The sequence below is a fragment of the Corynebacterium sp. NPDC060344 genome (assembly GCF_042725215.1).
GTDB lineage: Bacteria > Actinomycetota > Actinomycetes > Mycobacteriales > Mycobacteriaceae > Corynebacterium.
Map to the genome: position 1 here is coordinate 1 of NZ_JBHXCS010000016.1, position 17,957 is coordinate 17,957.

At 69.5% G+C, this 17,957-nt stretch carries 15 protein-coding genes and 2 pseudogenes; 12 read left to right on the forward strand and 5 right to left on the reverse strand.

Annotated elements, in window-relative coordinates:
• Positions 1 to 151: pseudogene (locus ACFWGD_RS12535) on the forward strand (IS256 family transposase); the annotation flags it as partial.
• A gap of 606 nt (positions 152 to 757) precedes the next feature.
• Positions 758 to 1,786, forward strand: coding sequence for a DUF559 domain-containing protein (locus ACFWGD_RS12540; protein WP_377779026.1), 1,029 nt, complete (start codon positions 758 to 760; stop codon positions 1,784 to 1,786).
• Between the two features lie 150 nt (positions 1,787 to 1,936).
• Here the strand turns inward: ACFWGD_RS12540 and groL are convergent, their stop codons facing one another.
• A complete protein-coding gene (groL, locus tag ACFWGD_RS12545; RefSeq protein ID WP_377779027.1) occupies positions 1,937 to 3,565 on the reverse strand; it encodes a chaperonin GroEL in 1,629 nt (542 codons plus the stop codon).
• Between the two features lie 237 nt (positions 3,566 to 3,802).
• Here groL and ACFWGD_RS12550 point away from each other — a divergent pair, with 237 nt between their 5' ends.
• The 8 genes from ACFWGD_RS12550 to ACFWGD_RS12585 all read left to right on the forward strand — a co-directional run bounded on the left by ACFWGD_RS12550 (position 3,803) and on the right by ACFWGD_RS12585 (position 12,757).
• Positions 3,803 to 5,242 carry a dipeptidase gene (locus ACFWGD_RS12550; protein ID WP_377779028.1) on the forward strand — a complete coding sequence of 480 codons (1,440 nt, stop codon included), beginning with the start codon at positions 3,803 to 3,805 and terminating at the stop codon, positions 5,240 to 5,242.
• A 275-nt stretch (positions 5,243 to 5,517) separates the two neighbouring features.
• Complete coding sequence (locus tag ACFWGD_RS12555) at positions 5,518 to 6,066, forward strand: acetyl-CoA acetyltransferase (protein WP_377779029.1); 549 nt, start codon at positions 5,518 to 5,520, stop codon at positions 6,064 to 6,066.
• 133 nt (positions 6,067 to 6,199) lie between these two features.
• Positions 6,200 to 9,178, forward strand: coding sequence for a Na+/H+ antiporter subunit A (locus ACFWGD_RS12560; RefSeq protein WP_377779030.1), 2,979 nt, complete (start codon positions 6,200 to 6,202; stop codon positions 9,176 to 9,178).
• Entirely contained in the window at positions 9,175 to 9,672 is a 498-nt protein-coding gene (locus tag ACFWGD_RS12565) for a Na(+)/H(+) antiporter subunit C (RefSeq protein ID WP_377779031.1), read from the forward strand. Before ACFWGD_RS12560 ends, ACFWGD_RS12565 begins: the two co-directional genes overlap by 4 nt.
• Positions 9,662 to 11,350 (forward strand): Na+/H+ antiporter subunit D, encoded by a 1,689-nt coding sequence (locus tag ACFWGD_RS12570; protein WP_377779032.1) that lies wholly within the window; start codon positions 9,662 to 9,664, stop codon positions 11,348 to 11,350. Before ACFWGD_RS12565 ends, ACFWGD_RS12570 begins: the two co-directional genes overlap by 11 nt.
• Positions 11,347 to 12,006 carry a Na+/H+ antiporter subunit E gene (locus ACFWGD_RS12575; RefSeq protein ID WP_377779033.1) on the forward strand — a complete coding sequence of 220 codons (660 nt, stop codon included), beginning with the start codon at positions 11,347 to 11,349 and terminating at the stop codon, positions 12,004 to 12,006. Before ACFWGD_RS12570 ends, ACFWGD_RS12575 begins: the two co-directional genes overlap by 4 nt.
• Positions 12,006 to 12,401, forward strand: coding sequence for a monovalent cation/H+ antiporter complex subunit F (locus tag ACFWGD_RS12580; RefSeq protein ID WP_377779034.1), 396 nt, complete (start codon positions 12,006 to 12,008; stop codon positions 12,399 to 12,401). Before ACFWGD_RS12575 ends, ACFWGD_RS12580 begins: the two co-directional genes overlap by 1 nt.
• Positions 12,401 to 12,757: a monovalent cation/H(+) antiporter subunit G gene (locus tag ACFWGD_RS12585; protein WP_377779035.1), complete on the forward strand. Its 357-nt coding sequence runs from the start codon at positions 12,401 to 12,403 to the stop codon at positions 12,755 to 12,757. The genes ACFWGD_RS12580 and ACFWGD_RS12585 overlap by 1 nt, the downstream gene beginning before the upstream one ends.
• Positions 12,758 to 13,112: 355 nt before the next feature.
• Here the strand turns inward: ACFWGD_RS12585 and ACFWGD_RS12590 are convergent, their stop codons facing one another.
• The 4 genes from ACFWGD_RS12590 to ACFWGD_RS12605 all read right to left on the reverse strand — a co-directional run bounded on the left by ACFWGD_RS12590 (position 13,113) and on the right by ACFWGD_RS12605 (position 16,151).
• On the reverse strand, positions 13,113 to 14,309 hold the full coding sequence (locus tag ACFWGD_RS12590) for a glutamate--cysteine ligase (RefSeq protein WP_377779036.1): 1,197 nt from the start codon (positions 14,307 to 14,309) through the stop codon (positions 13,113 to 13,115).
• A 73-nt stretch (positions 14,310 to 14,382) separates the two neighbouring features.
• A complete protein-coding gene (locus tag ACFWGD_RS12595; protein ID WP_377779037.1) occupies positions 14,383 to 14,943 on the reverse strand; it encodes a hypothetical protein in 561 nt (186 codons plus the stop codon).
• A gap of 104 nt (positions 14,944 to 15,047) precedes the next feature.
• Positions 15,048 to 15,803: a LytR C-terminal domain-containing protein gene (locus ACFWGD_RS12600; protein WP_377779038.1), complete on the reverse strand. Its 756-nt coding sequence runs from the start codon at positions 15,801 to 15,803 to the stop codon at positions 15,048 to 15,050.
• 69 nt (positions 15,804 to 15,872) lie between these two features.
• Positions 15,873 to 16,151, reverse strand: a complete 279-nt coding sequence (locus ACFWGD_RS12605; RefSeq protein WP_377779039.1) for a DUF3263 domain-containing protein — start codon at positions 16,149 to 16,151, stop codon at positions 15,873 to 15,875.
• 58 nt (positions 16,152 to 16,209) lie between these two features.
• On the opposite strand from ACFWGD_RS12605, the pseudogene ACFWGD_RS12610 reads away from it, so the two are divergent.
• Positions 16,210 to 16,785: pseudogene (locus tag ACFWGD_RS12610) on the forward strand (peptide deformylase); the annotation flags it as partial.
• A gap of 65 nt (positions 16,786 to 16,850) precedes the next feature.
• A complete protein-coding gene (locus ACFWGD_RS12615; RefSeq protein WP_377779040.1) occupies positions 16,851 to 17,912 on the forward strand; it encodes a GNAT family N-acetyltransferase in 1,062 nt (353 codons plus the stop codon).
• The last annotated feature ends 45 nt before the right edge of the window (positions 17,913 to 17,957 follow it).

Genomic DNA, 17,957 nt, shown 5'->3' on the forward strand with positions numbered 1-17,957 from the left:
CGGGGCCGTGTTGGCCGAGCAGCACGACGACTGGATCCAGCAGAAGCGCTACATGTCGTTGACTGCGTTGGGCCAGACTGCCGAGGCCATGGCCGCCGGCGTCATAGACGCCGACGGCACCGCGGCCATGGGTGTGGGGGCTCTGGCGTGATCGGGGATTATTGCCCTGCTCGGGCAGGACCCGGATGCCGGTAGATAGTCCGGCTTATTCGAAAGGTACGTACACCACTTCCCTGGACTTGACCCGGCCGGGTGGCGGTCGCGCGGGCCTTAGTGCCATATGGTCAACGCTCCCAAGTAGCAGACTTGACCACCTGGGCTTATGTCACCCCGCTTTCATGAGCGTTGACCATACGACACTAAGCCCGCCAGGCCAGCGTCCACGGCCAGCAAATGCCGGCCACTCGCCCACTTCACGGCGACCATGTGGTGGCCGGGCCGTCGTCAAGCATGAAGTAGTGAGACCATGCCGGCCCAATCCACTACCGCCTTTCCAAAAAAGCCCGGGAAGGCCGGCGGTGGCGAGGGCACGCGGCCGGCACGGACAGATGCTGGGCGGGCGAGGCACGGACGAGGGGCCGAGAAAGGCTGACGCGAAGGCGTTAGTGCCATATGGTCAACGCTCCCAAGTAGCAGACTTGACCACCTGGTCTTATGCCACCCCGTTTTCATGAGCGTTGACCATACGACACTAAGCCCGGGCAGCCGATCGGCATCTCGGCGAGCGCGCGGCCGCAAACCGTGCCACGATGCGCCCATGAACCATTCGGGGGAACGGTTCCGCGGGGGAAACTCGGGCGCGGGACATAAACATGCACGCAACGAACACGCCAGCCACAATCAGACCACCAGCCCACCCGCGCAGACGGCACCCAAGCCACCGCGGATCTGGACGCGCCAGGAGCTGCTCGCACTCGGGCTGACGCGCACGGACTTCGCGGTGCTGCTCGACCGCGGCCGGCTCATCCGCGAGACGCGCGGCTGCTACGTGCTCACGATCCCGGAGATTCGCCTGCGCATGGAGCTTGTGCTGGTCAGGTCGCCGGAAGCCGTCTTCTCGCATCGGATCGCGGCGTACGCGCACGGCCTGAAGAAGACGGAACCGCAGCAGCTCGACGTCATCGTCCCGCGGAGCCGCAAGAGCCCGCGCGGGGCGAAGGGGCATCCGCGCGACCGCGTCCAGCAGACCACGATCGCCGGGCTGCCGTTCACGACGCCGGCGCAAACCCTCGTCGACCTGCTCGACATCTGGACGCCGAGGGCCGTCGCGGAAACCATCGACACCCGCTACCCCACCATGGATTCGCGCATCGGGGTGATTGCCGACGCCCGCGCCCTTCCCGCGCGCCACGCCAACCGCCTGCTCCCGCTGCTGGAGTGGGCGCCGGAGAATCGCCGGTCGAAGGTGGAGGGCCAGCTCGCGCGCGCGATCCAGATGCGCGGGTGGACGGTGCATCTCAACGTGCGGATCGGCCCGTACGTCTGGGACATCTACATCGTGGAGGCAAACCTGGTGGTGGAGTTCGATTCCCTGATGTACCACGCCAACGAGGAGGTGTTCCGCGTCGATCGCGCCCGCCAGAACAATCTGGTGCGCCGGGACGTGAAGGTTCTCCGGTACACGGACTACGACGTCGACAATCGCTTCAACGAGATCATCGCCGAGATCTGCGACGAGGTCGGCCATGCCCTCGGCCATCCGCGCACCGAGTCCCGCTGGGATCGGGGCCATTGCCGCGACATCTATTTCAATCTCGAGGTCGAGAACGATTGGCGGTACCGGTAGCCGGGCAGGTTCCCGACGGCCACTGCCCTGCTTGACGACGACCACGTGGTGGCCGGCCCGTCGCAAAGCCAAGGGCCCCGCATCCACGGGAAACCGTGGGATGCGGGGCCCTCGATCGGGCTGCGGCTCGGTGGGAGCCGGCGCGGGGGCCTAGAAGCCGCCCATGCCGCCCATCTCGTCGCCGCCCGGCATGGCCGGGGCGGCCGGCTCGGGCTTGTCGGCGACGACGGCCTCGGTGGTCAGGAACAGCGCCGCGATGGACGCCGCGTTCTGCAGCGCCGAGCGGGTGACCTTCACCGGGTCGTTGATGCCGGCGGCCATGAGGTCGACGTACTCGCCGGTCGCGGCGTTGAGGCCCTCGCCCTGCGGCAGGCCGGAGACCTTTTCGGACACGACGCCGGCCTCGAGGCCCGCGTTGAGCGCGATCTGCTTCAGCGGGGAAGCCAGGGCGGCGCGGACGATGCGCACGCCGGTGGCCTCGTCGCCGGACAGGGACAGCTCGTCGTCCAGCACGTGGGCGACCTGCAGCAGCGCGGAGCCACCGCCGGCGACGATGCCCTCCTCGACCGCGGCCTTGGCGTTGCGCACGGCATCCTCGATGCGGTGCTTGCGCTCCTTCAGCTCGACCTCGGTGGCGGCGCCGGCCTTGATGACGGCCACGCCGCCGGCCAGCTTCGCCAGACGCTCCTGGAGCTTCTCGCGGTCGTAGTCCGAGTCGGAGTTGTCCAGCTCGGCGCGGATCTGGTTCACGCGGCCCTCGATGGAGGTCTGCGCGCCGGCACCCTCGACGATGGTGGTGTCGTCCTTGGTGACGACCACCTTGCGGGCGCGGCCCAGCAGCGGCAGATCGGCGGTGTCCAGGGACAGGCCGACCTCCTCGGAGATGACCTGGCCATCGGTGAGGATGGCGATGTCCTGCAGCATGGCCTTGCGGCGGTCGCCGAAGCCCGGGGCCTTGACGGCGACGGACTTGAAGGTGCCGCGGATCTTGTTCACGACCAGGGTCGACAGGGCCTCGCCCTCGACGTCCTCGGCGATGATCAGCAGCGGCTTGCCGGACTGCATGACCTTCTCCAGCAGCGGCAGCAGGTCCTTGATGTTGGAGATCTTCGCGGAGACCAGGAGGATGTACGGATCCTCGAGGACGGCCTCCTGGCGCTCCAGGTCGGTGGCCATGTAGCCCGAGATGTAGCCCTTGTCGAAGCGCATGCCCTCGGTCAGCTCGAGGTCCAGGCCGAAGGTGTTGGCCTCCTCGACGGTGATGACGCCTTCCTTGCCGACCTTGTCCATCGCGGTGGCGATGAGCTCGCCGATGGCGGGGTCGCCGGCGGAGATGCCGGCGGTGGCGGCGATCTGGTCCTTGGTCTCGATGTCCTTGGCGGTGGCCAGCAGCTCGGCGGTGACGGCCTCGACGGCCTTCTCGATGCCGCGCTTGATGCCCATCGGGTTCGAGCCGGCCGCGACGTTGCGCAGGCCCTCGGACACGAGCGCCTGGGCGAGCACGGTGGCGGTGGTGGTGCCGTCGCCGGCGACGTCGTCGGTCTTCTTGGCGACCTCCTTCACCAGCTCCGCGCCGATCTTCTCGTAGGGATCCTCGAGCTCGATCTCACGGGCGATGGACACGCCATCGTTGGTGATGAGCGGCGCGCCCCACTTGCGCTCCAGGACGACGTTGCGGCCCTTGGGGCCGAGCGTCACCTTGACGGCGTCGGCCAGCGTGTTCAGGCCCTTTTCGAGGCCGCGGCGGGCCTCCTCGTCGAATGCAATGATCTTGGCCATGAGGCTGCGATCCTCCGTTGATGGTCGACGACACTTGGACGGTGCTGGCCCGGCGCCCGCGACGGCATTCGGCCGCGGTAAGTGTCACCCGCGGCCTCGACCGGCCCAGCTGTTTCATTTCACGTTGTTGGCACTTGCTCAACGCGAGTGCTAACCCCTGTTTCTAGCAGTCGACCCCTGCGAGTGCAAGATATGGCACCTCCCGCGAGATCCGGGGCCGCGCCTATGCTGGCGCCCATGAGCGACACCGAGCTGAACCAGACCGACCAGACCGAGCCGAAGAACACCATCTCCCCCGACCTCGTCACGGCGATCCGCGAGAAGGTCGCCGCCGATGGCGACGCGATCAAGAAGGAATTGACCGATCTCGTCGCGTTTCCCTCGGTCCACGGCGATGCCGACACGGTGGATGCCTGCCGGGGCGCGGCGGAGCTCGTCGCAAAGCAGTTCGCGGACGCCGGCATCGAGCTCGAGTCCCACGCGACGGTCGACGGCTCCATCGCGCTGACCGGCCATGTTCCCGCGCCGGAGGGCCGCCCGACGGTTCTCCTCTATTCCCACTACGACGTCCAGCCGGCCGGCGACGTCGCCGCGTGGACGGCCGATCCGTGGACGCTGACCGAGCGCGATGGCCGCTGGTACGGCCGCGGCACCGCCGATTGCAAGGGCAACGTGGTCATGCACCTTGCGGCCCTGCGGGCGCTGCGGGCTCTGAAGGAGCTTGACGACGACCCGGCGTCGCCCATCGAGCTGCCCGGCATCCGCATCGTGGTGGAGGGCTCCGAGGAGCGCGGTTCGGCGGGCCTGGAGGATCTGACGCGGACGCGGCCGGAGCTGTTCGCCGCCGACGTCATCCTCATCGCCGACGTGGGCAACGTCGCGGTGGGCCGGCCGACGCTGGTGACCACGCTGCGCGGCACCGCCGACGTCGACGTGACGCTGGAGACGCTGGCCGGGCCGGTGCACTCGGGCATGTTCGGCGGTGCTGCGCCGGATGCGCTGGCGGCGATGATGCGGCTGCTCGATTCGCTGCGGGACGAGAACGGCGCCACGAACATCGACGGCCTCGACTGCGGCAAGACGTGGGAGGGCCTGGGCTACGACGCCGATACGTTCCGCTCCGACGCCGGCGTGCTCGATGGCGTCGGCCTGGTCTCCGACGGCACGGGCGCCTCGGTGGCGGACCTGACGTGGGCGCGGCCGGCGCTGATCGTCACCGGCATCGACTGCCCGCCGGCGACCAACGCCGTCAACGCCATCCCGTCGTCGGTGACCGCGCACCTCAATCTCCGCGTGCCGCCGGGCATGGACCCGAAGGAGGCCCAGGACAAGCTGGTCGCCCACCTCGAATCCCATGTGCCGTGGAACGCCCGCGCCACCGTCACGCGCGACGTGCTGGCGTCGTCGTTCGAGGCGGACGTGGAAGGGGACGTCGTCAAGCACGTCGAAGCCTGCCTGGCCGCGTCCTACGGGCGCGAGACCGAGCGCATGGGCGAGGGTGCGTCGATCCCGCTGTGCGCGACGCTTCTCGACGCCGTGCCCGGCGCCGACATCGTGCTGTACGGCGTGGAGGAGCCGCAGTGCCGCATCCACTCGTCCGACGAGTCCGTCGACCCCCGCGAGATCCGCGACATCGCCGTCGCCGAGGCCCTGATCCTGGCGACCATCGGGCGCTGATTCGGGCCCCGTCCCGCGTTACGGGTGGGGCGACGGGTGTGACCTGGGGCACCCAACTTTGTCTATTTTTGTTGCGGGACGCCCCGGCGTTGCTCTACGGTTGCCGACATGCAGAAGAACATTCGACTTACGCGAGTAGCCAAGGCTACGAACCCCGGTGGAGGCATGGACTGACCCCTCCACACGGGGTCTCTGGCCGCTACGCACCCACGCATCCATGGGTCGGTCCACCACCAAATTCTTCTTCTCAAAGACTTTCGAAGGACCGCACAAGAATGTTCACCACCCGCACGCACAAGAACACCTCGACGACGATGACCTATAGCGGGAAGCGTCCCTCCGCGAAGGCGGACGCGACCACCCGCACGTTCACCGAGGACCCCTTCCGCGCCCGCTTCGGCCACCGCCTCCCCCGCGGCCTGCGCCAGGAAGCGCGGGGCATGGACTGGCGCACGTTCATGACCACGTACTCGCCGACCGGCGGTTCGCTGGCGATCCGCGAGTTCACCTCCACCAAGGGCCTGGCGGGCCGCTCGACGTTCCGGGCGACCATCACCACCGGCCGCGGCACCGACGCGGAGCGCACCGACTTCCGCGAGGTCACCGCGATGGGCCCCGTGTCCGCCGTGACCAACCTGATGGCGGACTCCGGCTACCGCGTGGAGATCCTCGAGTTCCACCAGTTCGAGATCTTCGAGGCGACCGCGACGTTCCTCTACGCGACGCACAACAACAGCTCCGTGTGGGCGATGGGCTTCGGCACCACGCCCGAGGCGGCGACCATGACCGCGATGACCTGCGCGGCGAACCGCCTGCACGGGTAAGCACGTACGGTTAGTCACCGAAACCACCCGGGCCCCCACCGGGGTCGACCAGGGGCCCCCATGATCACCCTCGGCGTTCGCCGAGGGTGATCCGTGTTGCGGACATGTACTCGTTTTCAGCATTATTGGTGGGGTGACCGTCCTCCTGTGCCTCCTCATCGCCACTGCGGCGCTGGCACCGTGGACGATTCGCCGGCTGGGCAGGCGCGGTTTCGTGCTCCTCGCCCTTCCTCTCGCGGTTGGTGCCGCGTGGACCGGCTCTCATCTGGTGCGCCATGCGCTGGGCGAATCCGGCACCGCGCACCCGATCCCCGTCGAACGAATCCAGTGGATGCCCGCCGTCCACATGGACATCGTCCTTCGCCTGGGGCCGCTGGAATCGCTGTTCGGCACCCTGGTGCTGGCGGTCGGCGTACTCGTCCTGGTGTACTGCGCCGGCTACTTCCACGACCCGCCACCCGGCCAGCGCCGCCGCCTGGGCTCTTTCGCCGCCCAGATGGTGCTGTTCGCCGCGGCCATGTACGGGTTGGTGACCGCCGACAACATGCTGCTCATGTACGTGTTCTGGGAGATCACGTCCGTGCTGTCGTTCCTGTTGGTCGGCTATTACGCCGAGCGCGCGTCGTCTCGCCGTTCGGCGGGCCAGGCGCTGCTGGTGACCACGATGGGCGGTCTGATCATGCTCGTGGGCATCGTGCTCATGGGCCAGACCACGGGCCACTGGGAGTTCTCGCAGCTCACTGAACCTGGCGCGCTGGCGCTCGAGCAGCTGGAGTCCCCGGCGATCGCCACCGCGGTGGTGCTGCTGGTCATCGGCGCGCTGACCAAGTCGGCCATCGCCCCGTTCCACTTCTGGCTGCCGGGCGCGATGGCGGCGCCGACGCCGGTGTCGGCGTTCCTGCACTCGGCGGCGATGGTCAAGGCGGGCATTTTCCTCGTCGCCACGCTCGCGCCGACGTTCAGCGCGACGCCGACGTGGCATCTGGCCATCATCCCGCTGGGCCTGACCACGATGGTCATGTCGGGCTGGATGGCGCTGCGGCAGAAGGACCTGAAGCTGATCCTGGCCTACGGCACGGTGTCGCAGCTGGGCTTCATCATGACGGTGGCGTCGATCGGCACGCGGGCGGCGATGCTCGCGGCGCTGGCGCTGACGCTGGGCCACGCGATGTTCAAGGCCACGCTGTTCATGATCGTCGGCGCGATCGACCACACGACCGGCACCCGCGACGTGCGGCAGTTGTCGGGCCTGGGCTCGCGCCGCCCGCAGATGTTCATCATCGCGGCCCTGGCCGCGGCGTCGATGGCGGGCGTGCCCCCGTTGTTCGGGTTCGTGGCCAAGGAGACCGCGCTCGACGCGGTGCTCCACGCCGACCCGCTGCGCGGCATGCCCAGCGTGTTCACGGCGATCGGCCTGGTCGTCGGTTCGATTCTCACGGTGGCGTACTCGCTGTACATGATGCATGCGGCCTTCGCCACGAAGCCGTCGACGCATGCGACCGGCGGCGGCGTGTCCAAGGCCGTCGGCGAGATGCAGAAGCCCAGCCCGATGATGCTCGCGCCGGCCTGGTTGCTGGCCGTGGCCGGGCTGGTCACGGGCTTCGCGCCGTCGCTTTACGACGCCGCCATCCGCCCCTACCTCTCCGCGGCCTTCCCCGCGTCGGCCGATGACACGTATCTGGCGCTGTGGCACGGCTTCAACGTGCCGCTGGTGCTGACGGCGGTCATCCTGCTGACCGGCGCGATCATGCACTGGCAGCGGATGCTCGTCCGCGAGCTGCAGTTCGCGCAGCCGGCGCTGGGCGATGCCGATACGGCGTACGACTGGGTGCTGGACATGGCCCGCCGCCTGTCGCTGCGGGTCACCGCGGCGACGCAGCGCGGTTCGCTGCCGTTGACCGAGGCGACGATTTTGGGCGTCTTCATCCTGCTGCCGCTCTCGGCGCTGGTGCTGGGCAGCCGGGACGATCTGCGCATGGAACTGTGGGGCACCGCCCCGCAGGGTGCGGCGGCCCTGCTGATCATCATCGCTGCGCTGGCGGCGACGCGGATGCGCAACCGCCTGTCGGGCGTGATCATGGTCGGCGTCACCGGCTATGGCCTGGCCATCGTCTTCGCGCTCTACGGCGCGCCGGACCTGGCGCTGACGCAGCTGCTGGTGGAGACCATCACCATGGTGGTGTTCGTCCTGGTGCTGCGCACACTGCCGGCCAAGACGTCGAACCAGTCCGCCGGCATGGACCGCGCCCGGGCGTGGCTCGCCGTGGCGGTGGGCACGACGGCGGCGATCATCGGCGCCTTCGCCATCGCCGCGCGCAACGAGGCCCCGGTCTCCGAGGCGATCCCGCAGATCGCGCTCGACGACGGCCACGGCGCCAACGCCGTCAACGTGCTGCTCGTCGACATCCGCGCCTGGGACACCTTCGGCGAGGTCTCGGTGCTGGTCATCGTGGCCGTGGGCATCGCCTCGCTGGTGTTCCGCACGCACACGGTGCACAACCTGCCGCGCGTGACCACGCGCCGCACCCGCCGCGAGCGCAATCCGCGCTGGCTGACCACGTCCGGGTCGAAGGTCGATGCGGGCCGCCGGCCGATCATGGTCGTCGTCGCCACGCGCTTCCTGTTCCCGTCGATGATGGCGCTGTCGCTGTACCTGTTCTTCGCGGGCCACAACGCCCCCGGCGGCGGTTTCGCCGGTGGCCTGGTGGCGTCGCTGGCCGTCACGCTGCGCTATCTGGCCGGCGGGCGCTACGAGCTGGCGGAGACCATCCCGTGGTCGACGGACAAGGTCCTCGGCGCCGGCCTGGCCGCCTCCGCGCTCGCGGTGTTCTGGCCGATGGTCATCGGCTGGCCGCCGCTGTCGAGCCTCGTGGTCGACCTGGAGGTCCCGCTCATCGGCGAGATGCACCTGGTCTCCCCGCTGCTTTTCGACGTCGGCGTCTACCTCATCGTCGTCGGCACCGTCACCTACGTCCTGCGCAGCCTCGGCGGGCGCATCGACGTCGAGACCGATCGCCGCGCCGAGCGCGCCCGCTCGCGCCGCGTGACGCTGACCAAGCTGGGGCGCACGCGCCAGTTCCGCTACAAGTCCGGGAAGGAGGCCGCGAAGTGATCATCAATTTCGTGCTGCTGGCGACGGTGGCCGTGCTCATTTCCACCGGCGTGTACCTGTTCCTGGACCGCGCCATGACCAAGATGCTCATGGGCGCCCTGCTGATGGGCAACGGCATCAACCTGCTCATCCTCATCGGCGGCGGCGGTCCGGGCGATCCGCCGATCTGGGGCCGCGATTCGATCCCCTACACCGAGAACGCGGACCCGCTGCCGCAGGCGTTCATCCTGACGGCGATCGTCATCACGATGGGCCTGTCGGCGTTCCTGCTGGCGCTGGCGTACCGCCAGCACCGCTACCGCGTGGGCGACCACGTGCAGGATGACCGCGAGGACCAGTTCGTGGCCATGCGCCGGCCGGACGACCCGTCCGCGGCGCCCGACCATGACCGCTCCGACGACCCGACGACGGGCCGTCCGACCGAGGCCGGCGACAAGTTCGGCCCGGAGAGCTTCGAAAAGCCCGTGGAGGAGGACGTGTCCGGTGACGACTGAGCAACTGATCCTCTTCCTCATCCCCATGCCGGTGCTCATCCCGGCGGTGACGGCCGGCCTGGCGCTGCTGTTCTCGCGGCGCCCGCGCCTGCAGCAGCTGCTGAGCATGGCGGCGCTGATCGTGCTGCTGATCCTGTCGGTGTGGCTGGTGTACCTGGTGCAGGACAACGGCATCCACACCGTCCAGGTGGGCGGCTGGAATTCGCCGATCGGCATCACGCTGGTCGCCGACGGCCTGTCCACGATCATGATCGCCGTCTCGCAGCTGGTGCTCTTCGCCGTCCACTGGTTCGGCATCGGGCAGGGCATCCGCGACGGCGACGACGACGACCCGATTTCGGTGTTCGTGCCCACGTACATGCTGCTGAACATGGGCGTGTCCATGGCCTTCCTGGCCGGCGACCTGTTCAACCTGTACGTCGGCTTCGAGGTGCTGCTGCTGGCGTCGTACGTGCTGCTCACCCTGGGCGCCTCGGCGTCGCGCATCCGCGCGGGCGTGAGCTACGTGATGGTGAACCTGCTGTCGTCGATGGTGTTCCTCATGGCCATCGGCTTCGTCTACGCCTCGGTCGGCACGGTGAACTTCGCGCACGTGTCCATCCGCATGGAGGGCCTGCCGTCGGGCACCCGCACCGCCATTTTCGCGGTGCTGCTGGTCGCCTTCGCGGTCAAGGCGGCGGTGTTCCCGCTGTCGTCGTGGCTGCCGGACTCCTACCCGACCGCGCCCTCGATGGTCACGGCCGTCTTCGCGGGCCTGCTGACCAAGGTCGGCGTCTACGCCATCATCCGCTCCCGTTCGGTCATGTTCCCCGATGGGGCGCTGGACGAGGTGCTCATGTGGGCCGGCTTGGCGACGATGATCATGGGCATCCTCGGCGCCATGGCCCAGAACGACGTCAAGCGTCTGCTGTCGTTCACCCTGGTGTCGCACATCGGCTACATGATCTTCGGCATCGCCCTGGGCAACGAGCTGGGACTGTCGGGCGCGATCTTCTACATGGTCCACCACATTCTGGTGCAGACGGCGCTGTTCCTGGTCGTCGGCCTCATCGAGCGCCAGGCCGGATCGTCGTCGCTGCGGCGCCTCGGCGGATTGGCCAAGGCCTCTCCCCTGCTGGCGCTTCTCTACCTGGTGCCCGCGCTGAACCTGGGCGGCATCCCGCCGTTCTCCGGGTTCCTGGGCAAGGTCATGCTCATCGAGGCCGGCGCGCAGTCCGGCACGCTCACCGCGTGGGTGCTCGTCGGCGGTTCGGTGCTGACGTCCCTGCTGACCCTGTACACCATGGTCATCGTGTGGTCGAAGGCCTTCTGGCGCGACCGTTCCGACGCCCCCGAGGGCAACACCGCCCTGGCGCGCGTCTCCCCGCTGCGGGAGAACACCAAGGTCGTGTCGCTGGAGGAGCGAGAGGACGTCGGCCGCATGCCCTTCGGCATGGTCGCCCCGACGGTGTTCCTCGTCGCCGCGTCCGTCGCGGTGACGGTCATGGCCGGGCCACTGTCCATCGTTTCCGACCGCGCCGCCGCGAACGTCTCCGACGTCGACGGCTACCGGTCGGCGGTGCTCGGCGTCCGCGACCACGATGACCAGGAGGGGCTGCCCGACCCGGGCCGCACCCTCGATCCGGCCTCGGACGGCGACAGTGCCGGCGATTCCGTGGAGAAGGAGGAGGACCGGTGACCGTCGAAAAGCAAGACAAGCCGAGCAAGCACGTGCGCCGCGAGGAGCGGCGCAAGGCCCGCCCGTCGTTCATCCTGTTCCTGTGGATCGTGGTGATGTGGCAGCTGCTGTGGGGCGAGATCACGTGGGCCAACATCTTCGGCGGCATCGGCGTCGCGCTGCTGATCTCGGTGTTCCTGCCCATGCCGCGCGTGCCCGTCAGCGACATCGACGTGAATTGGCCGGCGATGATCGTGCTGTTCGCGACGTTCGTCAAGGACTTCATCGTCGCGTCGTTCACCGTCGCGTGGCTGGCGGTGCGCAGGCAGGATCCGCCGCCGAGCGCGATCGTCGAGGTGCCCATGCGCACCCGCGACGACCTGACGCTGGCGTCGGCCATCGCGCTGATCAACCTGCAGCCGGGTGGCCTGGTCATCGACATCGACAATCGCCGCAAGACCATCCTCATGCACCTGCTCGACGGGTCGTCGACGGGGCGGATCGACGACACCGTCGCCCACCTCGGCCGCATGGAGCGGCAGGTGGTCAAGGCGTTCGAGAACCGCGTACTCGACGACGAGCCCGCCGGCGAATCCCTCGGCCACGACCACGCGGTGGTGCAGGGCAAGGTCGGCCGGAATGAAGCCGATCAGAACGATGCAGGGAAGGACACCTGATGGATCCGCAGATTTACACCACCCTGCTCGCCGTCACCGCCGGCCTGTACTTCGTCGCCGCGCTCATCGCGCTGGGGCGACTGCTCGCCGGCCCGAATTCCATGGACCGGCTGGTGTCGCTGGAGTCGATGATCGCGATGTCTCAGGGCATGCTCGCCGTGTACATCTCGTGGTCGATGGACACGTCAGTGGCGTACGCGATGCTGGTCATCGCGCTGCTCGGGTTCATCTCCTCGCTTTCGGTGGCGCGGTTCCGCGTGCCCGACAAGCGGCCCAAGGCCACGGTTCGGGCGAGTTCGCGGGATGCGTCCCGCGAGGCATCGCGCGACGCCGCCCAGCAGGCCGCCCGCGAGGAAGACCTGCAGCACGTCGACGAGAAGGAGGACCACTTCTGATGCTCATCGTGGACATCATCTCCATCACCCTCATCATCGGCGGCGGCATTTTCTGCCTGGCCACGGCCATCGGCCTGGCGCGGTTCCGCGACACCATCGGCCGCATGCACGCGTCGACGAAGCCGCAGACCCTCGGCCTGTCCATGACGCTGCTGGGCACCGTGCTGCACATCTTCGCCAACGGCGGCGGTGGCGTGACGGTCAACGGCGACTTGAGCATGATGCTGCTCATCGTGCTGTTCGCGCTGATGACGTCGCCGATCATCGGCAACCGCCTGGGCCACGTGTCGCAGAAGGAGGGCCTCATCGACCGGGATTCGCTGTCCCGCGACGATGAGACCGAGCCGCGGCTGTAGCGCCGGCTACCCCTCCAGCGGTCGGCCGGCCTCCATCTCGCGCACGGCCAGGTCGACGGCCGCTCCCGCCGGCCGGCTACCCCTCCAGCGGCCGGCCCACCGCCCCCAGCGCCGTCCGCAATCCCCCAGTCCGGGTTTCGTGCCCGTGAGATACCAACGCCGCGTCGCCAAACGCATTTCCGCAGGTCGCCGAAATCGCCGGCACCCATAGGGCACGAACCCGGCGCGCGCTCATTGGCCGAGCGGCGAATTCGGCCGTTCGCGGCGGTCGCACTGTTTCGGCGCGAGCCGCGGATGTAGCGGGGTGGGGGGTGGCTCGGCGGCCCCTTCCGCCGGCAACCCCTCACGCCGCCGGCTACCCCTCGAGCGGCCGGCCGGCCTCCATCTCGCGCACGGCCAGGTCGACGGCCGCGGCCCACGGGCTGTGGCCGAGCTTCGCCTCGACGTCGAGGACGTCCTCCTGCTCGGCGAGCGACGGCAGTGCCCCCGCCCGCCCGGCCGCGCGCCGCTGCCGCTCGTACCCGGCGCCGCCGCGGACGATGTCGCGCACGCCGGCGAGCTCCTCGGCGCACCCCAGCTTCTCGGCGATCGGGGCCAGCCGCGCGAGCAGGTCGTTCAGGTCGTCCTTCACCCAGCGCTCGTTGGTGTCGCGGTCCACGATGATCAGCGCGTCCATGCCATACCGGCACGCCCGCCACTTGTTTTCGTCATTGTGCCAGTACTGCATGGAGGGGAGGTCGGCGCCGCGGTCGAGCATGTCGTCGTAAAGCACGACCAGGCAGTGGGTCAGCGCGACGATGGCCGCGAGTTCCCGGGTGTTGGAGACGGCGTCGGCGACGCGGACCTCGATGGTGCCGTACTTCGATGCGGGGCGGATGTCGATGTGCATGGAGCCGGTGTGGTTGATCACGCCGGATTTCCACTGGTCGGCCATGTACGCCTGCCACGATTCCCAGTCGCGGACGTCCGGCGGCAGGCCGGCGGTGGGCAGCTGGCGGTACAGCAGCGTGCGGTTGGAGGCGTAGCCGGTGTCCTCGCCGTTCCAGGCGGGCGACGACGCCGACAGCGCGAGCATGTGCGGCAGGTTGACCAGCAGGGCGTTGATGATGGGCCACACGCGCTCGGCCGACCGCACGCCGACGTGGACGTGGATGCCCCAGATGATCATCTGCCGGCCCCACCACTGGGTGCGGTTGATGATCTCGGAGTACGACGTCTTCTCGCTGACCCTCTGCCCAGTGCCGCGGGAGAACGGGTGCGAGCCGGAGGACCACACGTCGACGCCGAGTTCGCGGGCGGCGGCGCGGACCATGTCGAGCTGTTCGCCCAGGTCGGCCATGGCGCCGGGGACGTCGTCGTGGACGCCGGTGACCAGTTCGAGGGTGTTGGCCAGGAATTCGCGCTGGATGCGGTGCCCGGGGTGGTCGCGTTCGATGATGTCGAGCGCGTCGGTGGCGCAGGGCACGAGTTCGCGGGTGTCGCGGTCGACGAAGGCGACTTCCCACTCGACGCCGAGCGTGTGCCGCGGTGATCCGGCGAATTCTTCGATCATTCGCCCATTTCACCACACGCGGTGGTGCGCGGGGCGAAATGACCCGGGTGGGGCGGGGTGTGCGGGGGCCGCTTTACGACGTCGCCGTCGCGCTCGTCGGTTCGGTCCAGTCGACGCTTTTGCCGCAGGCGATGACGGTGTCGTCGGAGTCGGCGAGGACGACGGTGCTCAGGTCGTCGGCGTCGGCTTCGGCGGGGGTGCCGTATACCTTCGCGGCGCCGTCGGTGGCGTGGATTTCGCCGAGGGCGCCGAGGCCGTCGTCGGTGGTTTCGCCGACGCCGGGGCAGCCGGAGGCGCCGCGGGCGATGACGGTGTATTCGCCGTCGTCGAGGGCGGTGAAGGTGATCTCGTCGTCGGCCAGGCCCAGCCAGCCGTCGGCGGAGAGGACCTTGACGTGGCCGAGGATGTGGGAGCGGCCGTCGTCGGTGAGGCGGACGAAGTTGTACGCGCCTTCGGCGTCGACGAGCTCAGGGGCGTCGGGGGCGACGCTGACGGCGGCGCTGGTGGTCTCCCCGCCCTCGCCGGTGCCGTCACCGTTTCCGTCGGTGCCGCCATCGCCGCAGGCCGCCAGCGCCAGCGCGGGGGCCGCCAGTGCAAGGAGTGCGGTGGCGGTGCGGCGGGTGCGGGGCTTCATGGTGCTGGGTGTCTCCATCGTGGGCGGGTTCGCGGCGGGCGTGAACAGACTACCGCCCCCGGGCCCCGAATCAGAGTCGGGGCCGGGGGCGGAGTTGGCGCTGGTCAGGGCCGGGCGTCGACGGCGGTGACCACGACGATGCCGGCGGGCGCGTCGCGCATCTCGGGGCGGCGGGGTTCGGCGGTCCAGCCGTTGTCGCGGGCGATCTCTTCGGCGGCGGCCTTTTCGGCGGCGTTGCCGTCGGTGTAGTGGACGGTGGTGCGCTCCCACACGCCGTATTCGCCTTCGGGGGCGTTGCCGGTGTCGCCGCGTCCCCAGCCTTCGCCGGAGAGCTTGTCGGAGACGCCGGCGGCGAGGCCGGGCTCGGGCGAGTTGTTCAGCACGGTGACGCGGAAGTCGGCGCGGCGGATCTCGCCCTCGGCAGAGTCGCGGTCCTGGTCGCCGGGGCCGGCCGGGGTCGGCGCGGCGGCGTCGGGGCGTCCGTCGGCGTTGCCTTCGGGGTCCACCGCCGGCTGCCCGCCGGCCGGCCGGTCGCCCGCACCATCGGCGGGGGCCTCGGCGACGGTGCCGGTGTCGCCGGAACCGCCATCGCCATCGCCGCCGTCGTTGCCGGAGGTCCAGGCGTAGAGGCCCCAGCCCATCAGGCAGACGCCGATGAAGATGCAGATCATGGCCAGGCCGCGCAGGGGCATGCCGCCGCCGGAGTCGGCGGGGCGGTCGTCGCGGAAGTCCCTGTCGTCGCGGAAATCATCGTCGCGGTCGGCGCCGGCGGCGGGCGCCGCCTGGGCGTCGTCCCAGTCGTCGGGGCTGCGGTGACGGCCGGGGCGGGGGAAGTTGCCTTGGTCATGTACGTCGGTCACGCCCCCATCGTAACGACCCACCCCCCTAACTGTTAAGTAAAGGTTTAGGCACGGCCCGCCAGCGGGGCTTTACGACGACCCGTCGCGAAGCCTCTGCAGCCTGTGCACCGTGACGGCGTCGGCGGCTTCGGCCTCGGGGGTGTCCAGCAGCTGGTTCAGGCGTTGGTGGTAGCGCACGGCGCCGATGCCGAATTCGGCGCGGATGGCCTCCTCGCGGCGGCCGGCCTGCCTGGGGCCGCGGCGGACCTTCGCCGACCAGCGCCTCTCGAAGGCCAGCGCGCGGCCGAGGAAGTCTTCTGCAGCACTGGCAGCACTGGCGGCGCCCGCTTCTCCCGTCCCCTGGTCCATCCCTCCACTTAAGCACGGCCCACCCGGGCCGCCGGAACCCGGCGCGTAGAATTTCCCCATGACCATCCTGCCCATCGTCGTTTGCGGCGATCCCGTCCTGCACAATCCGACCCGCCCCGTCACGGGCGACGTCTCGGAGCTGTCGGAGCTGATCGCCGACATGTACGAGACCATGGACGCCGCCAATGGCGTGGGCCTGGCGGCGAATCAGGTGGGCGTTGACCTGCGCCTTTTCGTCTTCGACTGCCCGGACGAGTCGGAGGAGTTCCGCCGCGGCTGCGTGATCAATCCGGTGCTGGAGACCTCGGAGATCCCCAAGGGCATGCCGGAGGACGACGGTTCGGACGACGAGGGCTGCCTGTCCGTGCCGGGCTTGAGCTTTCCGACGGCCCGCGCCGACCATGCCACGGTCTCCGGCTTGGATGAGAACGGGGAGCCGATCACCCTGGAGGGCACCGGCCTGCTGGCGCGGTGTTTCCAGCATGAGGTCGGCCATCTCGACGGCCTGCTGTACACCGACGTGCTGACGGGCCGGTGGAAGCGCCGCGCGAAGAAGGAGATCAAGCGCGAGGGGTGGACCGAGGCCGGCATCACGTGGACGCCGGGCGTCGACGAGGATCCCTTTGGCCACGATGAGCCCGATTCCCTGGACAAGGGGCGGGGCGGAGACGAAGCGGCAGACGCCGCGAAGGGCACAGCATGAGCCTTCCCGAATACCCCGACAATCCCGGGCTGCCGACCTCCCGCTGGGGCGTCGGCGACGTCGCGGTGGGCCGCCGCGTCATCGTGCGCCGCGAGCTGACGCCGGAGGAGGCCGCGGCGTCGGGCAAGAAGGTCACCGACGTCATCGGCCACGTGGAATCGCTGGACCCCTTGGTGGTGCGGCCGTCGTCGAAGTCCCACGCGGATGAGGCGCCCATCGACTTCACGCCATACAACGTGCTCGTGGTCAAGGCGCTGCCCGACCAGGTGGTGCGCAATTCCGACATCCGCGCGGTGGAGACGGCGACGGCGAAGGCGTTCCCGGGCATCGAGAAGACGTGGGCTGGCCAGTGGCTGCTGCGCGCGGGCGACGGCATCACGGAGCGCTCCAATTCCGCGCTGCCGATTGGCCCGGGCGCGGGGACGTCGCCGGTGCCGCTCGACGAGATCCGCTCCTTCTACGCGCGCCACGATCTGCCGGTGCGCATCGCGGTGCCCGACCGCATCTGCCGGCCGGCCGAGCAGCTCGTCGCGGGAAAGGGCTGGGAGGTGGGGCCGGAGATCGTCGTCATGACGCGCTCGGCCGCCGACCTGCCCGCGGCCACCGCGCCGGAGTCGCTGCCCGGCCTGCGCGCCGAGGTCCTCGACCAGCCCGACGAGGAGTGGCTGGCGCTGTACCACTTCCGCGGCAAGGCCCTGCCGCGCCGTGCCCTGCAGCTGCTTCGCGATGACATCGACGGCCGCATGTCCTTCGGCCGCCTCGTCCTCGATGGGGACGATGGCGAGCCCCGGACCGTCGCCATCACCCGCGGCACGCTCACCGAGTCCGGCGACGGCCGCCGCTGGCTGGGCTTTTCCGCCGTGGAAGTCGACCCGGACCTGCGCCGCCGCGGCCTGGGCACGCTGATGGGCCTGCACATGATGCACTGGGGCGCGGCCAATGGCGCAGACGAGTGCTACCTGCAGGTGGTCTCCGGCAACGAGGCCGGCGTCGCGCTCTACCGCGGCCTGGGCTTCAGCGAGCACCACCGCCACCGGTACGCGGTGTGGAACGGCTGAGTCTCCCCCGCTCCTTTTCCGGCCCGCCCCGGCCGGGAACATTCC